This window comes from Roseibium sp. HPY-6 (genome assembly GCF_040530035.1).
Taxonomy (GTDB): Bacteria; Pseudomonadota; Alphaproteobacteria; order Rhizobiales; family Stappiaceae; genus Roseibium.
The window spans coordinates 93630-112013 of sequence record NZ_JBEWCD010000003.1 but is presented as its reverse complement, the minus strand read 5'-3'; the positions used below and the strand labels follow the sequence as shown (position 1 = coordinate 112013).

At 57.0% G+C, this 18384-nt stretch carries 17 protein-coding genes; 7 read left to right on the top strand and 10 right to left on the bottom strand.

Going from position 1 to position 18384, the window contains the following annotated elements; translation table 11 throughout:
* Window positions 1-9: 9 nt before the first annotated feature.
* Window positions 10-546 carry a CAP domain-containing protein gene (locus ABVF61_RS26430; protein WP_353996604.1) on the bottom strand — a complete coding sequence of 179 codons (537 nt, stop codon included), beginning with the start codon at window positions 544-546 and terminating at the stop codon, window positions 10-12.
* A 190-nt stretch (window positions 547-736) separates the two neighbouring features.
* Entirely contained in the window at window positions 737-2032 is a 1296-nt protein-coding gene (gene ccrA / locus ABVF61_RS26425; RefSeq protein ID WP_353996603.1) for a crotonyl-CoA carboxylase/reductase, read from the bottom strand.
* Between the two features lie 288 nt (window positions 2033-2320).
* Between ccrA and ABVF61_RS26420 the strand changes: the two genes are divergently transcribed.
* The 6 genes from ABVF61_RS26420 (at window position 2321) to ABVF61_RS26395 (ending at window position 7741) form a co-directional block, all read left to right on the top strand.
* Complete coding sequence (locus ABVF61_RS26420) at window positions 2321-4318, top strand: methylmalonyl-CoA mutase family protein (protein ID WP_353996602.1); 1998 nt, start codon at window positions 2321-2323, stop codon at window positions 4316-4318.
* A 147-nt stretch (window positions 4319-4465) separates the two neighbouring features.
* Window positions 4466-4846 carry a hypothetical protein gene (locus ABVF61_RS26415; protein WP_353996601.1) on the top strand — a complete coding sequence of 127 codons (381 nt, stop codon included), beginning with the start codon at window positions 4466-4468 and terminating at the stop codon, window positions 4844-4846.
* A gap of 249 nt (window positions 4847-5095) precedes the next feature.
* Window positions 5096-6091 (top strand): sodium-dependent bicarbonate transport family permease, encoded by a 996-nt coding sequence (locus ABVF61_RS26410; protein ID WP_353996600.1) that lies wholly within the window; start codon window positions 5096-5098, stop codon window positions 6089-6091.
* A gap of 4 nt (window positions 6092-6095) precedes the next feature.
* A complete protein-coding gene (locus ABVF61_RS26405; protein WP_353996599.1) occupies window positions 6096-6407 on the top strand; it encodes a DUF3240 family protein in 312 nt (103 codons plus the stop codon).
* A gap of 134 nt (window positions 6408-6541) precedes the next feature.
* Window positions 6542-7201 (top strand): carbonic anhydrase, encoded by a 660-nt coding sequence (locus tag ABVF61_RS26400; RefSeq protein ID WP_353996598.1) that lies wholly within the window; start codon window positions 6542-6544, stop codon window positions 7199-7201.
* 21 nt (window positions 7202-7222) lie between these two features.
* The gene (locus ABVF61_RS26395) at window positions 7223-7741 is read left to right on the top strand and encodes a DinB family protein (RefSeq protein ID WP_353996597.1); all 519 of its coding nucleotides are present in this window, start codon (window positions 7223-7225) and stop codon (window positions 7739-7741) included.
* 45 nt (window positions 7742-7786) lie between these two features.
* Here ABVF61_RS26395 and ABVF61_RS26390 read toward each other — a convergent pair whose 3' ends face one another.
* From ABVF61_RS26390 to ABVF61_RS26380, 3 genes are all read right to left on the bottom strand, one after another.
* Window positions 7787-9865 (bottom strand): M10 family metallopeptidase C-terminal domain-containing protein, encoded by a 2079-nt coding sequence (locus tag ABVF61_RS26390; RefSeq protein WP_353996596.1) that lies wholly within the window; start codon window positions 9863-9865, stop codon window positions 7787-7789.
* Window positions 9866-10150: 285 nt separating this feature from the next.
* On the bottom strand, window positions 10151-11272 hold the full coding sequence (locus tag ABVF61_RS26385; protein WP_353996595.1) for a mandelate racemase/muconate lactonizing enzyme family protein: 1122 nt from the start codon (window positions 11270-11272) through the stop codon (window positions 10151-10153).
* 3 nt (window positions 11273-11275) lie between these two features.
* Window positions 11276-12280: an isopenicillin N synthase family dioxygenase gene (locus ABVF61_RS26380; protein WP_353996594.1), complete on the bottom strand. Its 1005-nt coding sequence runs from the start codon at window positions 12278-12280 to the stop codon at window positions 11276-11278.
* Window positions 12281-12443: 163 nt separating this feature from the next.
* Here ABVF61_RS26380 and ABVF61_RS26375 point away from each other — a divergent pair, with 163 nt between their 5' ends.
* A complete protein-coding gene (locus tag ABVF61_RS26375) occupies window positions 12444-13364 on the top strand; it encodes a LysR substrate-binding domain-containing protein (RefSeq protein WP_353996593.1) in 921 nt (306 codons plus the stop codon).
* A 62-nt stretch (window positions 13365-13426) separates the two neighbouring features.
* On the opposite strand, the gene ABVF61_RS26370 is transcribed toward ABVF61_RS26375, so the two are convergent.
* The 5 genes from ABVF61_RS26370 to ABVF61_RS26350 all read right to left on the bottom strand — a co-directional run bounded on the left by ABVF61_RS26370 (window position 13427) and on the right by ABVF61_RS26350 (window position 18319).
* Window positions 13427-15142, bottom strand: coding sequence for a methyl-accepting chemotaxis protein (locus tag ABVF61_RS26370; RefSeq protein ID WP_353996592.1), 1716 nt, complete (start codon window positions 15140-15142; stop codon window positions 13427-13429).
* A gap of 193 nt (window positions 15143-15335) precedes the next feature.
* The gene (locus ABVF61_RS26365) at window positions 15336-16229 is read right to left on the bottom strand and encodes a DMT family transporter (RefSeq protein ID WP_353996591.1); all 894 of its coding nucleotides are present in this window, start codon (window positions 16227-16229) and stop codon (window positions 15336-15338) included.
* Between the two features lie 3 nt (window positions 16230-16232).
* Window positions 16233-16973 carry a TenA family protein gene (locus ABVF61_RS26360; RefSeq protein ID WP_353996590.1) on the bottom strand — a complete coding sequence of 247 codons (741 nt, stop codon included), beginning with the start codon at window positions 16971-16973 and terminating at the stop codon, window positions 16233-16235.
* A gap of 67 nt (window positions 16974-17040) precedes the next feature.
* Window positions 17041-18075 (bottom strand): aspartate-semialdehyde dehydrogenase, encoded by a 1035-nt coding sequence (locus ABVF61_RS26355; protein WP_353996589.1) that lies wholly within the window; start codon window positions 18073-18075, stop codon window positions 17041-17043.
* Between the two features lie 106 nt (window positions 18076-18181).
* A complete protein-coding gene (locus ABVF61_RS26350; RefSeq protein WP_353996588.1) occupies window positions 18182-18319 on the bottom strand; it encodes a hypothetical protein in 138 nt (45 codons plus the stop codon).
* Window positions 18320-18384 lie beyond the last annotated feature (65 nt).

The window sequence follows — 18384 nt, the reverse complement described above, 5'->3', positions numbered from 1 at the left end:
AGCGCAGATTTAGCTGCCCGGTTTTGGTGCTGCCAAGACCAGTGACCAGAACACCTTATGCTTGGCATTGGGCGAATACGCCGTGGCGATGCCAAGCCGGGTCGCGTCGCCTGTCAGCAGCACCTGGTTGTGGTTCGGAGACTCCCTCCAGCCGGAAAAGGCTTCCGCGAATGTGCGGTACCCCGCACTGACATTCTCTGCAGCGGCGGTCTTGGGTTCGCCGATAGATGACATGCGCGTTGCCAAAAGCTGGTCGGAGGCCAATGATGCCTGAACCGACCCGGCCGCTGCCATGGCTTCCGCCTGAGATCTGGCGATCGCGTTGAGCTGGGGATCCGGGCTGACGGCTGAAAGCCCGTTATTCACCCGATATTGCGATATCATCTGTGCCGCGGTTGCTGCATCGACCTGCCCGTCCGCGCGCGCAAGATCCTTGTAGAAGGGCGGTGTCTGAAAACGTTCGCTCTGGCAAGCGACAACGGAAAGCACCGCCACGGCGGCAAGTGCGTATTTTGCGGCATGGAGACCGGACTTGGCGGCGATCAACAGAGGAATTTCCCCGTGACAAGTGATTCGGACAGGTCCCATTGGTAATGCGGTCACATCGAAGCAGAAATGGGGCAGAGGCGAACTGATCTGTGGTCAACGAAAATGGCCAGTCCCGTGTCGGGGACTGGCCAGGCTGTACAAGACGTCGAGAGGCATTGCCCTCGCGCCTTTCGGGGAGCTTCTTAAGTCAGCGCTTTCCTGCGTCGATAACGTCCTCAAGGGTGCGCAGGCCGGTCGTGGGTGCCGACACAAGGACCGACATGTTTCCCGGGGCGTGCTGGTTCTTCCACATTTTCGTGTGTGCCTTCGGGATCTGGTCCCAAGGGAACACTTCCGACATGTAAGGATCGATACGCCGCTCGATCATCAGCTTGTTCGCGGCTGCAGCCTGTTTCAGGTGCGCAAAGTGTGAGCCTTGCAGACGCTTCTGGTGCATCCACATGTAGCGAACATCGAACGTGCAGTTGAACCCGGAGGTTCCCGCACAGATCACCACCATGCCACCCTTTTTGCAAACAAAGGTCGAGATTGGGAACGTCGCTTCGCCGGGATGTTCAAAGACAATATCGACATTGTTGCCCTTGCCGGTGAATTCCCAGATTGCCTTGCCAAACTTTCTGGCTTCCTTGAACCACTCGGCATATTCGGTTGAGCCGACCTTCGGCAACTGACCCCAGCAACTGAAGTCCTTGCGGTTGATCACACCCTTCGCGCCAAGATCGAGAACGAACTGCCGCTTGTCTTCATCCGAGATAACGCCGATCGCGTTCGCGCCGGCCGCCGTAATGAGCTGGATCGCGTAGGACCCGAGACCGCCCGAAGCGCCCCAGACCAGAACGTTCTGTCCCGGCTTGAGTTCGTGCGGGTGGTGGCCGAACAGCATCCGGTAAGCTGTTGCAAGCGTGAGCGTATAACAGGCGCTTTCTTCCCAGGTGAGGTGCTTTGGCCGCGGCATAAGCTGCTGTGCCTGCGCACGCGTGAACTGGGCAAATGAGCCGTCTGGCGTTTCGTAACCCCAGATGCGCTGCGTGTTTGAGAACATCGGGTCGCCGCCGTTGCACTCCTCGTCGTCGCCGTCGTCCTGATTGCAGTGGATAACAACCTCGTCGCCCACTTTCCAGCGCTTGACCTTGTCTCCGACCGCCCAGACGATCCCGGAGGCGTCCGATCCGGCAATGTGATACGGCGCGCCGTGACCATCGAACGGACTGATCGGTTCTCCGAGACCGGCCCAGATGCCGTTGTAGTTGACCCCGGCAGCCATCACCAGGACCAGGACCTCATGGCTGTCGAGTTCCCAGGTCGGTACGACTTCCAACTGCATTGCATCTTCAGGAGCCCCGTGACGCTCACGGCGGATCGCCCATGCATACATGTTTTTCGGGACGTGACCGAGTGGCGGGATTTCACCGATTTCATAAAGGTCTTTCACCGGAGCATCCTCACGCGTTCGGTTGTCATTGGCTTCGGCTGTAGCTGTCATTCATCCCCTCCCAGGGCTTTAAAGAAGTGCGCGCTTGATTTCGCAACTGCACAAGGCTCGAACGTCTCGAAACCCTGTTTTGCGCAACTATTGTTCAAAAACGAGCTTCGATCTATACGACTATTGCTTAACTTGCGTTTTAATGCCAAGCATATTTTGCATTGCACAGAAGGATTTCGCATGCGCGTAATTTTGTGCACACTACTGCCGGACAGGGAGATCCGGGTGTTTCTGGAACTGCGAAAACGAATAAGGCAGGCAGAATAAGGTCTTAGGAGGACTATCGGTATGAGCCATGCAGGTGAGAAGGCAACGGAACGGGATCGGCCCTGGATTTTCCGTACCTACGCAGGACATTCCACAGCCGCGGAATCAAACAAGCTTTACCGCGGAAATCTCGCCAAAGGGCAAACGGGATTGTCCGTCGCCTTCGATCTTCCAACCCAGACCGGTTACGATCCGGATGACATGCTGTCCCGGGGTGAAGTCGGCAAAGTCGGGGTGCCTGTCACGCATCTTGGCGACATGCGGACGCTTTTCGACGAGATCCCGCTTGAACGCATGAACACGTCAATGACGATCAATGCAACGGCCCCGTGGCTGCTTTCGCTTTACATCGCGGCAGCCGATGAACAGGGCGCCGACCGAAAACTGCTCTCCGGAACGACCCAGAACGATATCATCAAGGAATACCTTTCCAGGGGGACTTACGTGTTTCCGCCGGCGCCGTCACTGAAGCTGACAACCGACGTCATCGCCTGGACCTACTCCAACATGCCCAAGTGGAATCCGATGAACGTCTGCTCCTACCATCTGCAGGAGGCGGGAGCCACGCCGGTCCAGGAACTCTCCTTCGCGCTGGCAACGGCCGTTGCGATCCTTGATTCCATGAAAGCAAGCGGCGCCATCCCCGAAGAAGACTTTCCGAAAGCCGTCGGCCGGATCTCATTCTTCGTGAACGCAGGCATGCGGTTCGTGACCGAAATGTGCAAAATGCGGGCGTTTACCGAACTTTGGGACGAAATCTGCCGGGAGCGCTACGGTGTCGAAGACGAACGCTATCGCCGGTTCCGATACGGTGTGCAGGTCAATTCACTCGGCCTGACCGAACAACAGCCGGAAAACAACGTTTACCGGATACTTGTTGAAATGCTCGCGGTGGTGCTGTCGAAAAACGCGCGCGCGCGCGCGGTCCAGCTGCCTGCCTGGAACGAAGCGCTCGGTTTGCCGCGCCCGTTCGACCAGCAATGGTCGCTCAGGATGCAGCAGATCATGGCCTACGAGACAGATCTGCTCGAATATGCCGATATTTTCGACGGTTCCGCTGAAATCACGAAAAAAGTCGATGCGCTAAAGGATGAGGCGCGGGAAGAACTGGCCCGGATCGATGCCATGGGCGGCGCTGTTGCGGCGGTTGATTCCAGTTACATGAAGCGTCAGCTCGTCGAAGCCAACTCAGCGCGCCTTGCCGCTATCGAAGCAGGCGAGCAGGTCGTCGTTGGCGTCAACAAATGGACAGAAAGCGAACCGTCGCCGCTTGCTACGGGAGAAGACGGCGCGATCCTGACCGTTCCTGAACACGTGGAACAAGAGGCGGTCGAAAAGGTGAAAGCCTGGCGCGAAACACGCGATAGCGCGGCAGTTGCGGCCGCCTTGTCGGATCTCAAGGCGGCCGCGCAGGAAGGCCGCAACGTTATGGAACCATCCATCGCCGCCGCGAAGGCCGGTGTCACAACAGGCGAGTGGGGGCGGACCTTGCGTGAGGTGTTTGGAGAATACCGAGCACCCACTGGCGTCGGGCAAGCCGTTCGCGATGATGCTGGTGATCTTGCGACAGTGCGCGAAGATGTCGACGCCGTTTCGGAAAAGCTGGGCAGACGGCTGAAGTTTCTTGTCGGTAAGCCGGGTCTGGATGGGCATTCCAACGGCGCGGAGCAGATTGCCGTTCGCGCACGCGATTGCGGCATGGAGGTCGTCTACGAGGGTATCCGGCTGACGCCGGCTCAGATCGTCAATGCAGCGGTTGAAGAAGATGTTCATGTCATCGGTCTTTCAATCCTCTCAGGGTCTCACCTGGCGCTGGTTCGCGATGTTATGGATCGTTTGCGTGCGTCTGGAGCCGACGATATTCCCGTTGTTGTCGGCGGGATCATTCCGGATGAGGATGCAGCGCAACTGAAGGCAATGGGTGTTGCCGCCGTCTATACGCCAAAGGATTTCCAGCTGACCGATATCATGGCGGACGTCGTCAAGATCGTCGGTAGCGCAGGAGAACAGGCCGCCTGAAAACCGACTCGCCAAGCAAAGGATCAGAACACTTTTCTCGCATGCGGGACAATGAGTTAACCTAGCGTAAAGAATTGTTAACGCTTTGTTGAGACACTGTGCCAGTTCCGCCAGAAGGCGGAGTTCTCTGACGGCCAGGAGGCCACAATGGCGACGACGATCGACAGGCCGCAATCGGCCCAGGTCGTGGCGCATGCGACAGAGTATCCTACGGACAAGGACGGCGACGGGACCGGCTATGACCGTAGAGGCAAGCGTAACAGTGCGCAGCGACACGATACCGACACCGGCAGCTCCGCAGACGGGCCAGCCGTTCTGATAGATGCCCGGCAGCACAACAATCACACTCTGGACGGCGTGGCGGCTTATCGCGCTGCTGCCCTGCAGGCAATGGAGCCTGACATTGACCGCGGTCCGGTTCATCCTATGCGGATTTCATTGGAAGGCATTGCGCCCTCCGACATTCGCCATGCCTATGAAGATCATGCGGAAGCCGATGAACCGCATGCGGTGAACGTCGCAACGTAAGCCTGGGCAGCGCGTCAATTGCGGTTTCCCGGTGCCGGGAAATCGCCTCTGACCGAATGGTCGCTGTTGCGGGCAAAGCCGCTTTTGCGTCTATCGCCTGAATACCTCGTTTGGACTATGACGTCTCACTTCGATTTCGCTTGAAGTGCCTGACAAAACGTACCATATCCGGCCAAATACGTATTCTTACGTAGCGCGCTTACCAAAACACGACAGCGCGATGCGAGTGGGTTAAGGGCACGACGGATCTTGGTTGAGACAATTCTTTCCTTGGCGGCGGAAAACCTGCTGTCGCCGATCATCCTCTTCTTTGCGCTCGGGCTCGGGGCAGCACTTGTACGATCGGATCTGTCGGTTCCGGAAGCGGCGGCAAAAGCTATTTCGATTTATCTGCTCTTTGCCATCGGTTTCAAAGGGGGGGTCAGTGTCAGCGCGCATGGCGTCGACTCGACCCTCTTGCTCGCCCTTTTGGCGGGTGTGATTCTGTCTTTCGCCATTCCGTTTGCCGCATTCGGTCTCTTGCGTGTCATGACACGGCTCAGTGCGGTGGACGCTGCCGCCGTTGCGGGTCACTACGGCTCGATATCGATTGTGACCTTCGTCGCCGCGACTTCGGTGCTGCAAAGTCAAGGCATTGCCAGCGAAGGATATCTCGTTGCTGTAGCGGCAGCGATGGAAGCGCCGGCCATATTGACCGCTCTTTGGCTCGCAGCCCGATTCTCCACTGCCGATGCAAATGCCGAGCGCGCAAAGGGAAGCAAGGGACTTCTCCGGGAAATTCTTCTCAACGGCTCGATCGTGCTTCTGGTCGGATCGTTTTTCATCGGGTTTCTGTCCGGTCCGAAGGGTCTTGCCGAGATTGAAAGTTTCATCGTTTCACCATTCAAAGGCGTTCTGTGTCTCTTCTTGCTCGACATGGGCCTGGTCGCGGGACGCGGATTGCGCAGCAGCGCGGGACTACTGCGCCCGGGTCTGATCCTCTTTGGTGTTCTGATGCCAGTTATCGGGGCTGTTGCCGGATTGCTCGCGGGAAGCATGATCGGCCTTTCCGTTGGTGGCACCATGCTGCTGATGACGTTGAGCGCGTCAGCGTCCTACATCGCAGTTCCGGCAGCGATGCGCGTTGCGCTGCCTGAGGCCAACCCGTCAATCTATCTGACAATGTCGCTCGGGGTTACATTCCCCTTCAATCTGACAATAGGAATTCCGCTTTATTTGAGCATCGCCCAGGCAACGGGAGGATAAGTCCATGGAGATGAAAGACGCTAAACGAGTGGAAATCATCATCGAGGCGCCGATGGAAAACCGGCTGACCGATACTTTGGAGGAGGCAGGCGTGACCGGCTTCACCATTCTTCCGGTCATGGGCGGCAGCGGCCGCTCAGGGCGGTGGAGCCGTGAAGGCCAGGTCTCACGCGCAGGCGGGATGGTCGCGATCATTTGCATCATCCGGGCTGAGCGCCTTGATGAGTTGCTGGATGCGGCGTTTGCTGTGGTCGAGCGGCATATCGGCGTCGTGACGGTTTCGGACTGTTCGGTGCTGCGCGCAGAGCGATTTTAGCTACACATAGGCGGCACGAGCCGACAGGCGGCACGGTCCATAGTCCTGTTGGCCGATTTGCAATCGCTCGGGCAGGTGATTAAGAAGCTCCTCGTGAGGGTACGCGCATCTTGCGTTGCCAAGGAGGACTTTCGTTGACATTTCCTGCCCCCCTTCTGGAAGGCTATGGCCGGTATCTGAACAAGGGTTTTGTGCGCTACAAGGAGACCCATGAGCGTCTCGCGGTCTATGGTCAGAAGCCCGATGTCCTCGTGATTTCGTGTTGCGACAGCCGTGTTACGCCGGAAGGAATCTTTCACGCCGGGCCGGGTGAGCTGTTTGTTGTTCGAAACGTTGCCAATCTCGTACCTCCATATGAAGACGCTCAAGGTCAACACGGCACGAGTGCCGCCATCGAATTTGCGGTCAACGGACTGAAGGTCAAACACATTGTTGTCATGGGGCATGGCCAGTGCGGGGGTGTGAAAGCGTTTCGTGAGAACGCGAATGATCCTATGGCGACAGGAGAGTTCATCGGGCGCTGGATCAAACTCCTTGAGCCCGCCGCCATCGCGATGGCCTGCATGCCCGTGGACAAGTCGGATGATCCGCAGCTTGCCATGGAGTATGCCGGTATCCGGCAGTCCCTTAAGAACCTGATGACTTTTCCGTTTGTCGAAAGATCTGTTCAATCCAAAGCACTCACGCTGCATGGTGCGTGGTTCGATATCGGTTCCGGCGAATTGCGGCTGATGGATCCGGAAAGCGAGAGGTTCGAGCAGGCATTGCCCGACGCCCTGAAGGCCGGAGCCTGACAAACTATCGGGAGATTACGCATGTCTCAGGATCCCGTTCTTTTTCAGCGCATGGCCAAATACAATGCCTGGATGACGGAAAAGGCCTACGTCGCGGCCGGCAAGATGAGTGATGAGGACCGCAAGGCGGATCAGGGTGCTTTCTTCAAATCCGTTCACTCAACGCTCAATCACATCCTCTTTGCAGATCGGGTCTGGATGAGCCGGTTCTCGGAAACGTCCTATGCGACCAACGGCATGGGCGTTGACATTTACGATGCGTTTCCCGAATTGCGGTCGGCGCATCTGGAGATGAGCAGGGATATTCTCGCGTTTGCCGATCAGCTCACACCGGACTGGCTTGACCAGAATATGACCTGGACCAGAAGCACCGATGGTGTTTCCCGTCAGCGTCCCCGCTGGCTGCTTGTCTTGCACATGTTCAACCACCAGACACACCATCGCGGCCAGCTGTCGACACTCCTCACCCAGGCGGGCATCGATATCGGCGTAACAGATTTGCCGTTCATGCCCGATCTGATCGATGAGTTTGGTGGCTAAGGTTTATCCATGTGTGTCTGCTGATCCGTCAAACGCGCAGATGATTCATGTGAACTCGAAATCACCGGCCGAGAATTCCGAGCCGTCGGCGAACTCATACCGCTCGATTTGGTTTCCGAGATCATTGATGGTGACCTTGCCGGTCCCGTTGTCCCATGTCAGAAGAAGTTCCGATCCGTTGACAATCGATGCGTCAATGTCTTCGGGCGTGAGGTCATCGAAGACCAGGTTATCCGCACCTTCGTTGATCAGTTCTTCAACATAGGTCCGTCCGCTGCCTGACGAAATGTGGTAGGTATCGTTGCCTTTGCCGCCATAAAGCAATTGTTCGCCGGTCGTAGAAAGGCCGGGGTCGAGCAGATCGTCCCCCGCTTTTCCAAACAGGATATCGGTGCCTTCGCGACCGAATAGCTGATCGTTCCCGCCACTTCCGCGCAGGTCGTCACTGCCGCCGCCGCCGTCCAGACGATAGTCGACCGTCGGATCGTTCCCATATACGCGGTCGTTTTTCCAAGCGCCCACAAACGCTTCGAAGCCATACCAGGAAAGCCCGACGGTGTTGAACTTCGAGCCGTACTCAATCATCAGAGTGTCGAAACCGGGGCCGCCAATGTCGCGTGGTTTGTGGTCGTCCCAAAAGACCTTGCCGCTGGCATAGTAGATCGTATCGTCACCCTCCTGTCCGAAGAGCTGGTCGTGGCCCCAGATGCCACCCCGCAGCAGGTCGTTTCCTGCTCCTCCCGTCAGAATATCATGGCCGATTCCGCCAAGAAGCGTGTCATCTCCGGCATCCCCAGTGAGAATGTCATTGCCGTATCTGCCTTCCAGGATGTAGTCGACGGTCGGGTCGTCGCCGATCGCCTGATCGTCACCACCGCCGCCCCAGAAATGCTCGATACCGAATTGAGACAGACTGTCGGTCTGAAAGCTGGAATCGAGCCATATTATCAGCCGGTCGTAGCCTGGTCCGCCGAGATCGACCGGGGCGCCGTCCTTGAAGAAAACGTCGTTGCTCCGGCCCATGATGGTGTCGTTGCCCGGCCCGCCCATCATGAGGTCCGAACCGGTCCAGCCACTCAGGAAGTCGTCGCCCCTGCCGCCGATCAGGATGTCGTCGCCGTCATAGCCTACCAGGAAGTTATCAGCCGAATTGCCAATGATTTCATCGTTTCCGTTGCCGCCGTAGGCCCGTTCGATGATGGTACCCCGGGCGATCGTCAAATTGCTCTTGCCACCGGCAAAATCCGATGTGGCCTCTTCATTGAGGTCGATGCGCTGGTCGCCCTCATAGCCGAGAAAGCGAATGAGATCGTCGTCACCGGCATCATATATTGTGGCCGTCGCATCCGGGCTTATTTCGTAAAAGCCTCTTTCGCGGTAGTCGCCATACACGTTTGCACCATAAATCCGATAGTCGAGTTCGTATTCGTATTCCGGTTTTCCGTAAAGGTTCTGCACCGCCAGAATGTCGGCGATCATCGGTGTTACGGGAAAGGCGAAACTGGCATCTATTGCCGTGTTGTCCGTCTGGCTGAACGCGGACATCACGGAAGTTTGCCAGGAGTCGTTGGCGTAGTGATTGTCTAGTCCATAGGTGGCTGCATCGCCGTAGTTTCCTGCATGCCCGAGACCGAGTGCCTGTCCGACCTCGCGCAGAAAGGTGAAGTAGCCGAAGCCGGGGATCTCCGTGCCATGCGTTTCCAGAAAGGATTGCGGAATGTTGATTTCGGACGACAGAATTTTTCCGCCATTGACCTCGGATGTGGTCGAAACATCGGTGCTTACATTGCTGAATGAGATTTGAGCACCGCCAGTAACAAACGCAAAATCCAGATCGGCTACCTTCGACCATTCCGTGAATGCTCGCTGGGCCAGGGCCTGTCCATCTTCAGTCAGGCTGGTGACGTCAACGGTCAGTAAATTGTCACTTTCTGTGTCGAACGCGCGCCGAGCGCCGCCTTCGAACTCCCAGTAGCCATCTGTTAGTTGAGCCGCGATCTGGTCAAGGGTGAAGTCTGGCAGAGAATTGGCGCTGTCGCTTTGCTGGTGGCTCGATTGGTGCGGCAGGTCGTCCATCATTTCAGCTTGGGGAGCCCGTTCAGATCCAACAGAAAGTGTTGACATGGTGCGCGATGTCCTGTGGTCATGAAACGTTCTTCCGCCGCGAAACTGAGTCAATGTCAGCTTCGAGGAAGATTTTGCGCCGCGATAGGAGTGACAATTATTTGTATATTTATTTTTTTACTATTTTAAGGCTTAATCAAGTGGGAATTTTTAAAGTAATCATTCCGTATTATCGAGGCAATAATTATTTAATTTTGAAGTAAATTGAAAAAATATTCTGTGCTTCCGTTCAAAGTGCTGCGCATTCTGAAGCTTCTCAAAAAGCGTGGCTGCTCGCGGCGTGTCTCAGTTCCAGCTCATGACCGGGTCGCCAAGTGAGGTGCGATCAACCGTCACTCCGAGACCTGGCGCACCGGGTGCCAAAACGCCGCCGTTTTCAATCGGTGCGTCGAATTCGGCCAAGTGACGTGTCACCATCACTCTGCAATCGAGAATACAGCGCAGGTTCTTTTCCGGTACGGTCTGGCCAAGTTGCGCAATTGCAGCAAAGGCGACTGCCGATCCAACGGTGTCCTGCACGCTGATTGTCATTCCGGCTGCGCGCGCCATGTCCCTATGGCGCCGGCCAGGGGTCAGGCCGCCTGCCTTTGTGATTTTCAATCCGATACCGTCGCACAGATCCAGCGAGAGTGCCTGAATGATATCTGCGTCGGTCTGTGCAAGCTCATCCAGAATGATCGGCACTTCGCACCTCGCGCGAAGTGATTGCGTCTCACGCAAGGTCGCGCAGGGAGCTTCCAGCACAAAATCCAATCCGGCTGGCAACAGGCTGAGCATCCGCAAGGCCGATTCGGGTGTCAGGCCACCATTGGCATCAACGAGAAAGAATTCACCCGGTTGTCTGTCTGCCAGCGAAGCCTCGATCCGCGCGGCATCAAGGGCAGGACCGCCAACGCGGTCGGCAGAACCGATCTTTATCGAGTGCCCCAGAAACCCTCTGGACCGGTGCTCAGCGACATGCGCGCGCATGTCTTCCGGCAGTGCGGCCGGAATTGACGAAATCACCGGCATGCGCCGCGCCGTGGAGCCTCCCAGCAGCATCCAGCACGGCATTCCCGTTGCCTTTCCCAGAATATCCCAGGCAGCGACATCGAGTGCGGCCTTGGCATGTGCATGGCCCGACAGTGCCCCGTCCATAACATCGTAAAGACGATCGACCTGACGACAGTCCTGTCCAATCAGGTGCGGGGCAATTTCGGCTATGCCGGCGCGAGCGCCCAGGGCGTGTGCCGCAATGTAAGTTGCACCGAACGGGGTGGATTCTCCCCAGCCTTCGAGCCCGCATTCGGTCTCCATCCGGACGATGGTCGCGTCAAAGACTTTGTATTCTCGGCCAGCAGACAAACGGTAGGTGCCGCCCGAATAGGGGAGATCGGCCTGAAACACATCGATGCGCTTGATCTCCATTTATCACGCAGGGATCTTCTGGAGGTGCGGATAGCTTTGGACGAAACGTCCGAATTTGTGAGCTCCGCAGGTTACGGCCTGGTATCGGGCGGGATTGTCCTTGGACACACATGACGGCAACGGCGCGAATTCGGCGTCATAATCCGCGTCAATGAAAAACGGGATAGAGTATCGCTCGCGTCCACTCGTGTTGACCACCCGGTGCAGGTTGGCAAGGTATCTGTCGTTCGTCAGACGCTGCAACAGATCGCCGATGTTGATGACGAATGTGCCGGGGATCGGCGTGCCCTCAACCCATTGGCCATCCCGGTTCATGACCTGAAGTCCGCCGACATCATCCTGAGCCAATATTGTGAGGTTGCCGTAATCCGTGTGGGCTCCGATGCCGATAATACTCTCGTCAACGATGCCGGTCTGGGGAGGATAGTGCAGCAGACGTTGAATGCTGATCGGGCGCCGCATCTTTTCTTCGAAGAAATCCGGCGCAAGATCAAGACTGCGTGCGATGCCGGACAGGATGATCATCGACAGGCGTTTCATTTCCTCGTGGTAGAGATAGACCGCGTCACGAAAACCTGGTGCGCTGGCTTCCGCCGGCCATGGATTGGCTCCGAAGAAAGGGCAGTCCGGTTCCGACTCCGGCCCAATGTCAAAACACTCCTTGAGGTCCTTGGTCTTTTCAGGGTCCGTGTTTTCACCAAAGGGCTCGATATAGCCGCGCAGCGTCTGACCCGATCGGGAGACATGCAGTTTCTTCTTTTCGCTTTCGGGCTGGTCAAAAAACGCCTTGGCCTTCAAAAACGCGTTCTCGACCACCGTTTCCGCGACGCCGTGGTTTTTGACATACATAAAGCCCGCATTTGCGAGCGCCCAGCCAATTTCCCTGGCCACCTTGTCGGGGTCGCTGCCATCCAAAAGCGGGGCGATGTTAACGACAGGGATCTTGTCAAAGGACTGGCGCGTGGCGCGCAATGCGTCATCAAGCATTGCGATTTCTGATGTCGACATTTGGCTTCCTGTCTGTCTCCGGTTTGGTGCTGCCTTCAATTCTCCGTTTTCCGGAGATCCTGGCAATGACAAAAAAATTTTTGATGACTTAGAAAAAATAAGCCAAGTTCATGGAAACTCGCCTAAGTTTTGGAATGTCCGACAAGAATGGAATGAGTTGAATTTGCCTCAGAGACCATACGAACTTCCCCCGTTAAACGCGCTTGTGAGCTTCGAGGCGGCGGCACGTCATGTCAGTTTCAAATCGGCAGCGACCGAACTTAACGTGACACCCGCAGCCGTCAGCCATCAGGTGAAAGCCCTGGAGCAGCACTTGAACTGTGTGCTGTTCCGCCGTCACCATCGGGGTGTAGAGCTTACTGAGACCGGGGCGTATCTGTTTGTCTCCCTGCAGCGCGGATTTGAAGAAATCAGTGATGCGCTGGGTCAGCTCAGGGCGCGCGCTTCCAAAACATCTGTCACCGTCCGGGCAACCACGGCAATGAGCGCACTCTGGTTGACACCCAGGCTGGCGCAATTCTGGAAATCGCATCCGCGCATATCCGTTTCCCAGATCGTCAGCGATACGGGCAGTGACAGCAGCGATTGCGATATCAGCATTCACTATGGCGATATGTCCGGCGAAACAGGGTTTTGCCGTTCGCTCTTTCATGACCGGATTTTCGCGTTGGGCAGTCCGCGATTTGCAAGGCAAAACAAGATTGACAGCGTTGAAGATCTGGCGGGCCTGCCTTTGATCCATCTGGATTCCGCCGGTACAGACTGGACCGACTGGCAGGACTGGTTTTCAGCGCTTGGATTTCACGGTTCGCTGCGGAATTCGCATCGGGTGAACAACTACGTGATTGCTCTTCAGGCCGCCCAGGACGACATGGGCGCCGTGCTGGGCTGGGACGGGCTAACCCGTTCGTTTGTGGAAAGCGGTAGACTGGTGGAGCTGGTGCCCGAAGCGGTTCCGTCACCACGTGACTACTATGTCAAACTGCACCCGCGTGCATCGGAACAAGCCAGACTGGTGTTCGACTGGCTGGCCGCTTCATCCAATCGTGGAGACCGGAAAACGGTTGGCAACGAGCCGGGATAGGCCTTTTTCGTGCGCGGAAGCTAAACGCTCCCGCGCATTATGGATCGCGACAAAACTGCCCGTCAGGCGGCGGCCACGTTGCGGAGGAACGTTTCGACTTCCTGCTTCAGCTCATCGGTGCGTGACGACAGCAGTTCGGATGCATCCAGTACCGATTGAGAGGACTCTGATGTCTCGTTCACGGTGCCCGACAGGTCGGACATTCTGGAAGACACAAATGTCGTGCCTTCGGCTGCTTTCTGAGCGTTCTGGGAAATCTCGCCTGTTGCGGATCCCTGTTCACCGACCGCCGAAGCGATCGTGCTGGTGTAGGAATTCACTTCTTCCATGATCGTCGTGATCTCCGCGATCGCACTCACCGACTCCTTCGTTGCATCCTGGATAGCGGTGATCTGGGCTCCGATTTCCTCGGTCGCCTTTGACGTCTGAGTGGCGAGTTCCTTGACTTCGGCTGCAACGACCGCAAAGCCTTTACCGGCTTCACCCGCGCGCGCGGCTTCAATCGTGGCGTTGAGGGCCAACAGATTCGTCTGTTCGGCAATCGCCTGGATCAAAGTTACGACCTCACCGATTTTCGAAGCCGAAGAGGCAAGCCCTTCGACCTTCTCGTTGGTGACGCGTGTCCCTTCCGTTGCACGGCTGACAACTTCGGTTGTCTGGGCGACCTGACGGGAGATTTCGCCGATGGATGCGGACAGTTCCTCGGCAGCGCTGGCGACCGTCTGAACGCTGGACGTCGCATCATCGGCTGAGTTGAGGGTTTCGACCGCGCTGGAGGCGCTTTGACCTGACAAGTCGGACAGGCGTCCGGCGGTGCTGCCCAGGCTCTGGACAGTGTCGTCGACCGAATTCAGTACATTCGACACATTGTTGCGGAAGGTTTCAATGAGTGACTGAACAGCGTTTTGTCTGTCGACGGTTGCCGTTTCCGTGTCCCTTTGCTGTTCGGCAAGGGACAGTCGTTCCACTGCCCTGCTTTTCAAAGCGTTCACGGCTTGCGCTAGGGTGCCGATCTGATCTGTGCGTTCTTTAAATGGTACCTCGCCGTCAAGGTTGTCCTTGGCGATCTGTGCGGTGATCTCAGCAAGTTCGGTGACAGGACTCAGCTGGCGGCGGATAGCGAAAATCAGCAGAAGGACGGAAATAACGACAACGGGCAACGCCAACATCGCATAGCCGCTCATCAGTTCCCATACGTTCGCCTGAACAGCAGCCTTTTCAACGCCGGCATAGAGAATGCCTATGATTGCGCCCGAGTTGGAGAAGATCGGCTGGTAGACAGTGAAATAGTCCTTGCCAAGGATCGTTGCCTGACCGTGAAATGTCTTGCCGCTGGTCACGACGGGGTAGACTGCACCGTTCTTGCCGAGCGGTGTTCCAACAGCGCGTTTACCGTCACCCTTGATGATGTTTGTCGTTTTTCTCCAGAAATCTTTCGTCTCGGGATCCCATGCGAAAACGGTTGCCGTTTCACCGGTCATTCTGCCGATCGAATCGATCATGTCATGGTTTTCAAAGGTAGGTATCTCGGCCAGTTCGATCCGGGTGACACTGCCTTCCGAACTCCAGTTGACGCTCGCTTCGTTCACGCGTTCCTGAAAGATCGTCGCCGCGACGCGCAGATTCACGTCCTGTTTTTTCAGTGCCGCCGTCTGGGCCTGGCCAAGTGCGACCTGGTAAAGAATAATGCCAACCACGACCATGGAAATCGTCAGCACGCCACCCGAGACGATCGCCAGTGTGGACGTCACGCTCAAACGAGCAAAAAGATTTGTCATGAAGTACCCCTATTGCCTCTGGTAGGGGTTTTCACTGATTCGCGTAAATTTTGAGCAAACTCATTCTATCTATTCGTGTTATTTGTAAGTACACACCTAAAAATAATAAATACTTGATTTTGCTTGGATGATTTGCCTTTCTCTCGTCGTCATTTGCCGCAAGGATGAAAATCCTCCGCGATTTTCTTCGAGCCTAGACGATGAACAGCAATGCACTGCCTGACACGACCAGTGCTGCCCCCGCCCAGGCGCCGGCGGCCGGGACTTCCTTCGTGCGCCACCACATCATTGGCAACATCACTGCAGGGGTCGTCGCGGATAGAGTGGCAACGATGCCGACCTCGCCGCCGGACAAGGCAAAGAGTATCAACGTCATACCGATCCCCATGCCGAGCAGGCCCGATATCGCGATGATGCCGACGACCCGAAAGGTAAATTGACCTGCAGGCTTGACCCAGCTGACCGGCAGCCTCGTCAGCAGCACAAGACAGAACGCCGCCACGCCAACACGGATGCTGGAAGCTGCGACCGGATCAGCGCCGGTTTCCATAACCGGACGTGCGATCAGGGAGCCGACCGACTGCGATAATGCTGCTGCCAGTCCGAGGATGACACCGATCCAAAGCGGTCCCTTGATGCTTTCCCACTTGTGCAACTGGGATTTACGCTTGCCGAAACGAATGGCCAGCAACACGCCCAGAAAGATCAGCAGGATGCCGATTGTCTGAAGGCCGGTCAGATCTTCATCCAGGATGATCCAACCCAAAATGGCGGACATGGGTGCGTTCAGCGAAAAGAGCATTGCGGTCCGGCGCGGGCCCATCCGGTTCAGGGTCAGAAAGAGGGCGGTGTCGCCCATGAAGATGCCAATGACGCCGGACAGGATCAAAGGGATCAGATGCGCACTTCCAATTGTGTCCCACCCGCCGGCTATGCCCACCCAGACGCAAAGCATGATCGTAACCATGACCATGCGGGTGCAGTTGAACGCGATCGCACCGAGATGCTGCGCGGGTGCGGCGGACAAGAGACCGGTCAAAGCCCAAAGCGTAGCGGCTCCAAGAGCAGCGGCTTCATAGACGTACATGCCCTAGTCCCGCGGGAGCCTGCCGGTGATCTCCGGTCCGGCGCCCGTCCAGGCCGCTTCGAAAAATGCGTCTTCCAGGATACACATCTGGCGGAAGAGGCCAGCGAGCGTTTTCTGCTTCTCCTGGGAGAGGGCCGGGCCGATTTCGTCCAATTCGGAGCGGATCCAGTTCACGAAGGCTTCGAAGCCTGGAACAGCGTGAAGATCGATCCATTCCGTGAGGTAGAATTTCACTGAGCGGGGTTTTTCAGCCTCGCGTTTGCCCCATGTGAGATAGCACCATTCCGCACAGAGCAGGCAAGTCAGACCTTCGGCATAGGAGCCTTCGCCGGAGGACGTCAAAAGGAGATCCGCAAACGCCTTGGTGACCGGACCCTGCGCCGCCTGTTCGTAGACATCGGGGGACACACCAAGCGCATCGAAAGAGCGCAGGAAATAATCGTTTTCTTCCGATGTCAGCAGTGCCAGAAAGGCTGACAGCCGTGACTTGGACCGCATGCTGGGTGCCTTGGCAACAAGATACCCCAGCGTAGAGGCCAGATCCGTGATGAAGGTGTAGTCTTCGATCAGGTATCGGACATAGGCGTCGTCCGGCATGGTGCCGTCGCCGATGGCGTGGGTGAAGGCGTGACCCGTCGCGCTGGACCAATAGGGCTCAGCGCCTGCTGCCAACCAGTCGGTGAAGGACGCTTCCGGCGAAGACGTCAGGAAGTCCTGATAGGACCCATTGAATGGCGAGGGCATAGCGGAGCCATGCTTTCTTGAAGAGGAAGAGAAGATGCGGACGCCGGACGACGTCCGCAGAAAGATATCAGGCGGCCGCCTTTTTCGGCGTGATCAGACCGCGATTGACCAGCACTTCGGCAATCTGGATGGTGTTCAAAGCGGCGCCCTTGCGCAGGTTGTCGGATACGACCCAGATGTTCAGGCCGTTCTCGACGGTCGCGTCTTCGCGGATGCGCGAGATGTAGGTCGCGTCTTCACCGGCGGCTTCATACGGCGTCATGTAGCCGCCGTCTTCATGCTTGTCGATCACCAGGCAGCCTGGTGCTTCGCGCAGGACGCTGCGCGCCTCGTCAGCGGAAATCTCGTTTTCGAACTCGATGTTGACGCTTTCGGAGTGACCGATGAAGACCGGAACGCGCACGGCCGTGCAGGTGACCTTGATGCTCGGATCGAGCATCTTCTTGGTTTCCGCCAGAACCTTCCATTCCTCCTTGGTGTAACCGTCTTCCATGAAGACATCACAGTGGGGAATGACGTTGAAGGCGATCCGCTTCGGATATTTGTTCGGCTCGATCGGGTCGTTGACGAAGACGGCGCGGGTCTGGTTGAACAGCTCCTCCATCGCCTCTTTGCCGGTGCCGGAGACAGCCTGGTAGGTGGACACGACGATACGCTTGATTTTGGCATGCTCGTGAAGCGGCTTCAGGGCCACGACCAGCTGCGCCGTCGAGCAGTTCGGATTTGCGATGATGTTCTTCTTGGTGAAACCGGAAATGGCATCGGCATTCACTTCCGGAACGATCAGCGGCACGTCGGCGTCGTAGCGCCAGGCGGAAGAGTTGTCGATCACGACGCAGCCCTTGGCCGCGATCCGAGGCGCCCATTCCTTGGAGACGGAGCCGCCAGCGGACATCAGGCAGATGTCGGTGTCGGAGAAGTCGAAATTCTCCATCGCCTGAACCTTCAGCGTCTTGTCGCCGAAAGATACTTCCGTACCCTGGGAACGGCGGGAAGCGAGTGCGATGACGTCATCGGCCGGAAAGCCGCGCTCGTCCAGAATGTCCAGCAGTTCACGGCCGACATTGCCCGTGGCGCCTGCAATTGCGATCTTGAAACCCATTTTCGGTCTAGTCCTTGTCCGTCTCCCCGCTTCACCGGCTGCCCCGAAGAAGGCTTGCCGGCTCTGGGCGCCTCCCATCCCCGGGGAGGCGGGATGAGCGGCACCGTCAAGCGGTGGTCTTGGTTGTCTTTGTTGTGCGTTTGAAAGCGGTTACGGCAGCCGAACGGGTCTCGCCGCGCAGGAATGTTGCGCTGGCAAGAGCCTTGGACATCATATCCAGAATGTCGGCGCTGAGCCGGTTCATCGGGTGCTCGCAATCGTCAAAACTTGAGACGGCGGTGTTTTTGCCCGGAATTCCTTGGAAGTCAA

Excerpts from the sequence above, each read along its gene's own strand:
- ccrA (WP_353996603.1), bottom strand. The coding sequence starts at position 2,032 with ATGACAGCTACAGCCGAAGCCAATGACAACCGAACGCGTGAGGATGCT.
- ABVF61_RS26420 (WP_353996602.1), top strand. The coding sequence starts at position 2,321 with ATGAGCCATGCAGGTGAGAAGGCAACGGAACGGGATCGGCCCTGGATT.
- ABVF61_RS26415 (WP_353996601.1), top strand. The coding sequence starts at position 4,466 with ATGGCGACGACGATCGACAGGCCGCAATCGGCCCAGGTCGTGGCGCAT.
- ABVF61_RS26405 (WP_353996599.1), top strand. The coding sequence starts at position 6,096 with ATGGAGATGAAAGACGCTAAACGAGTGGAAATCATCATCGAGGCGCCG.
- ABVF61_RS26395 (WP_353996597.1), top strand. The coding sequence starts at position 7,223 with ATGTCTCAGGATCCCGTTCTTTTTCAGCGCATGGCCAAATACAATGCC.
- ABVF61_RS26390 (WP_353996596.1), bottom strand. The coding sequence starts at position 9,865 with ATGTCAACACTTTCTGTTGGATCTGAACGGGCTCCCCAAGCTGAAATG.
- ABVF61_RS26385 (WP_353996595.1), bottom strand. The coding sequence starts at position 11,272 with ATGGAGATCAAGCGCATCGATGTGTTTCAGGCCGATCTCCCCTATTCG.
- ABVF61_RS26380 (WP_353996594.1), bottom strand. The coding sequence starts at position 12,280 with ATGTCGACATCAGAAATCGCAATGCTTGATGACGCATTGCGCGCCACG.
- ABVF61_RS26370 (WP_353996592.1), bottom strand. The coding sequence starts at position 15,142 with ATGACAAATCTTTTTGCTCGTTTGAGCGTGACGTCCACACTGGCGATC.
- ABVF61_RS26365 (WP_353996591.1), bottom strand. The coding sequence starts at position 16,229 with ATGTACGTCTATGAAGCCGCTGCTCTTGGAGCCGCTACGCTTTGGGCT.
- ABVF61_RS26360 (WP_353996590.1), bottom strand. The coding sequence starts at position 16,973 with ATGCCCTCGCCATTCAATGGGTCCTATCAGGACTTCCTGACGTCTTCG.
- ABVF61_RS26355 (WP_353996589.1), bottom strand. The coding sequence starts at position 18,075 with ATGGGTTTCAAGATCGCAATTGCAGGCGCCACGGGCAATGTCGGCCGT.
- ABVF61_RS26350 (WP_353996588.1), bottom strand. The coding sequence starts at position 18,319 with ATGAACCGGCTCAGCGCCGACATTCTGGATATGATGTCCAAGGCTCTT.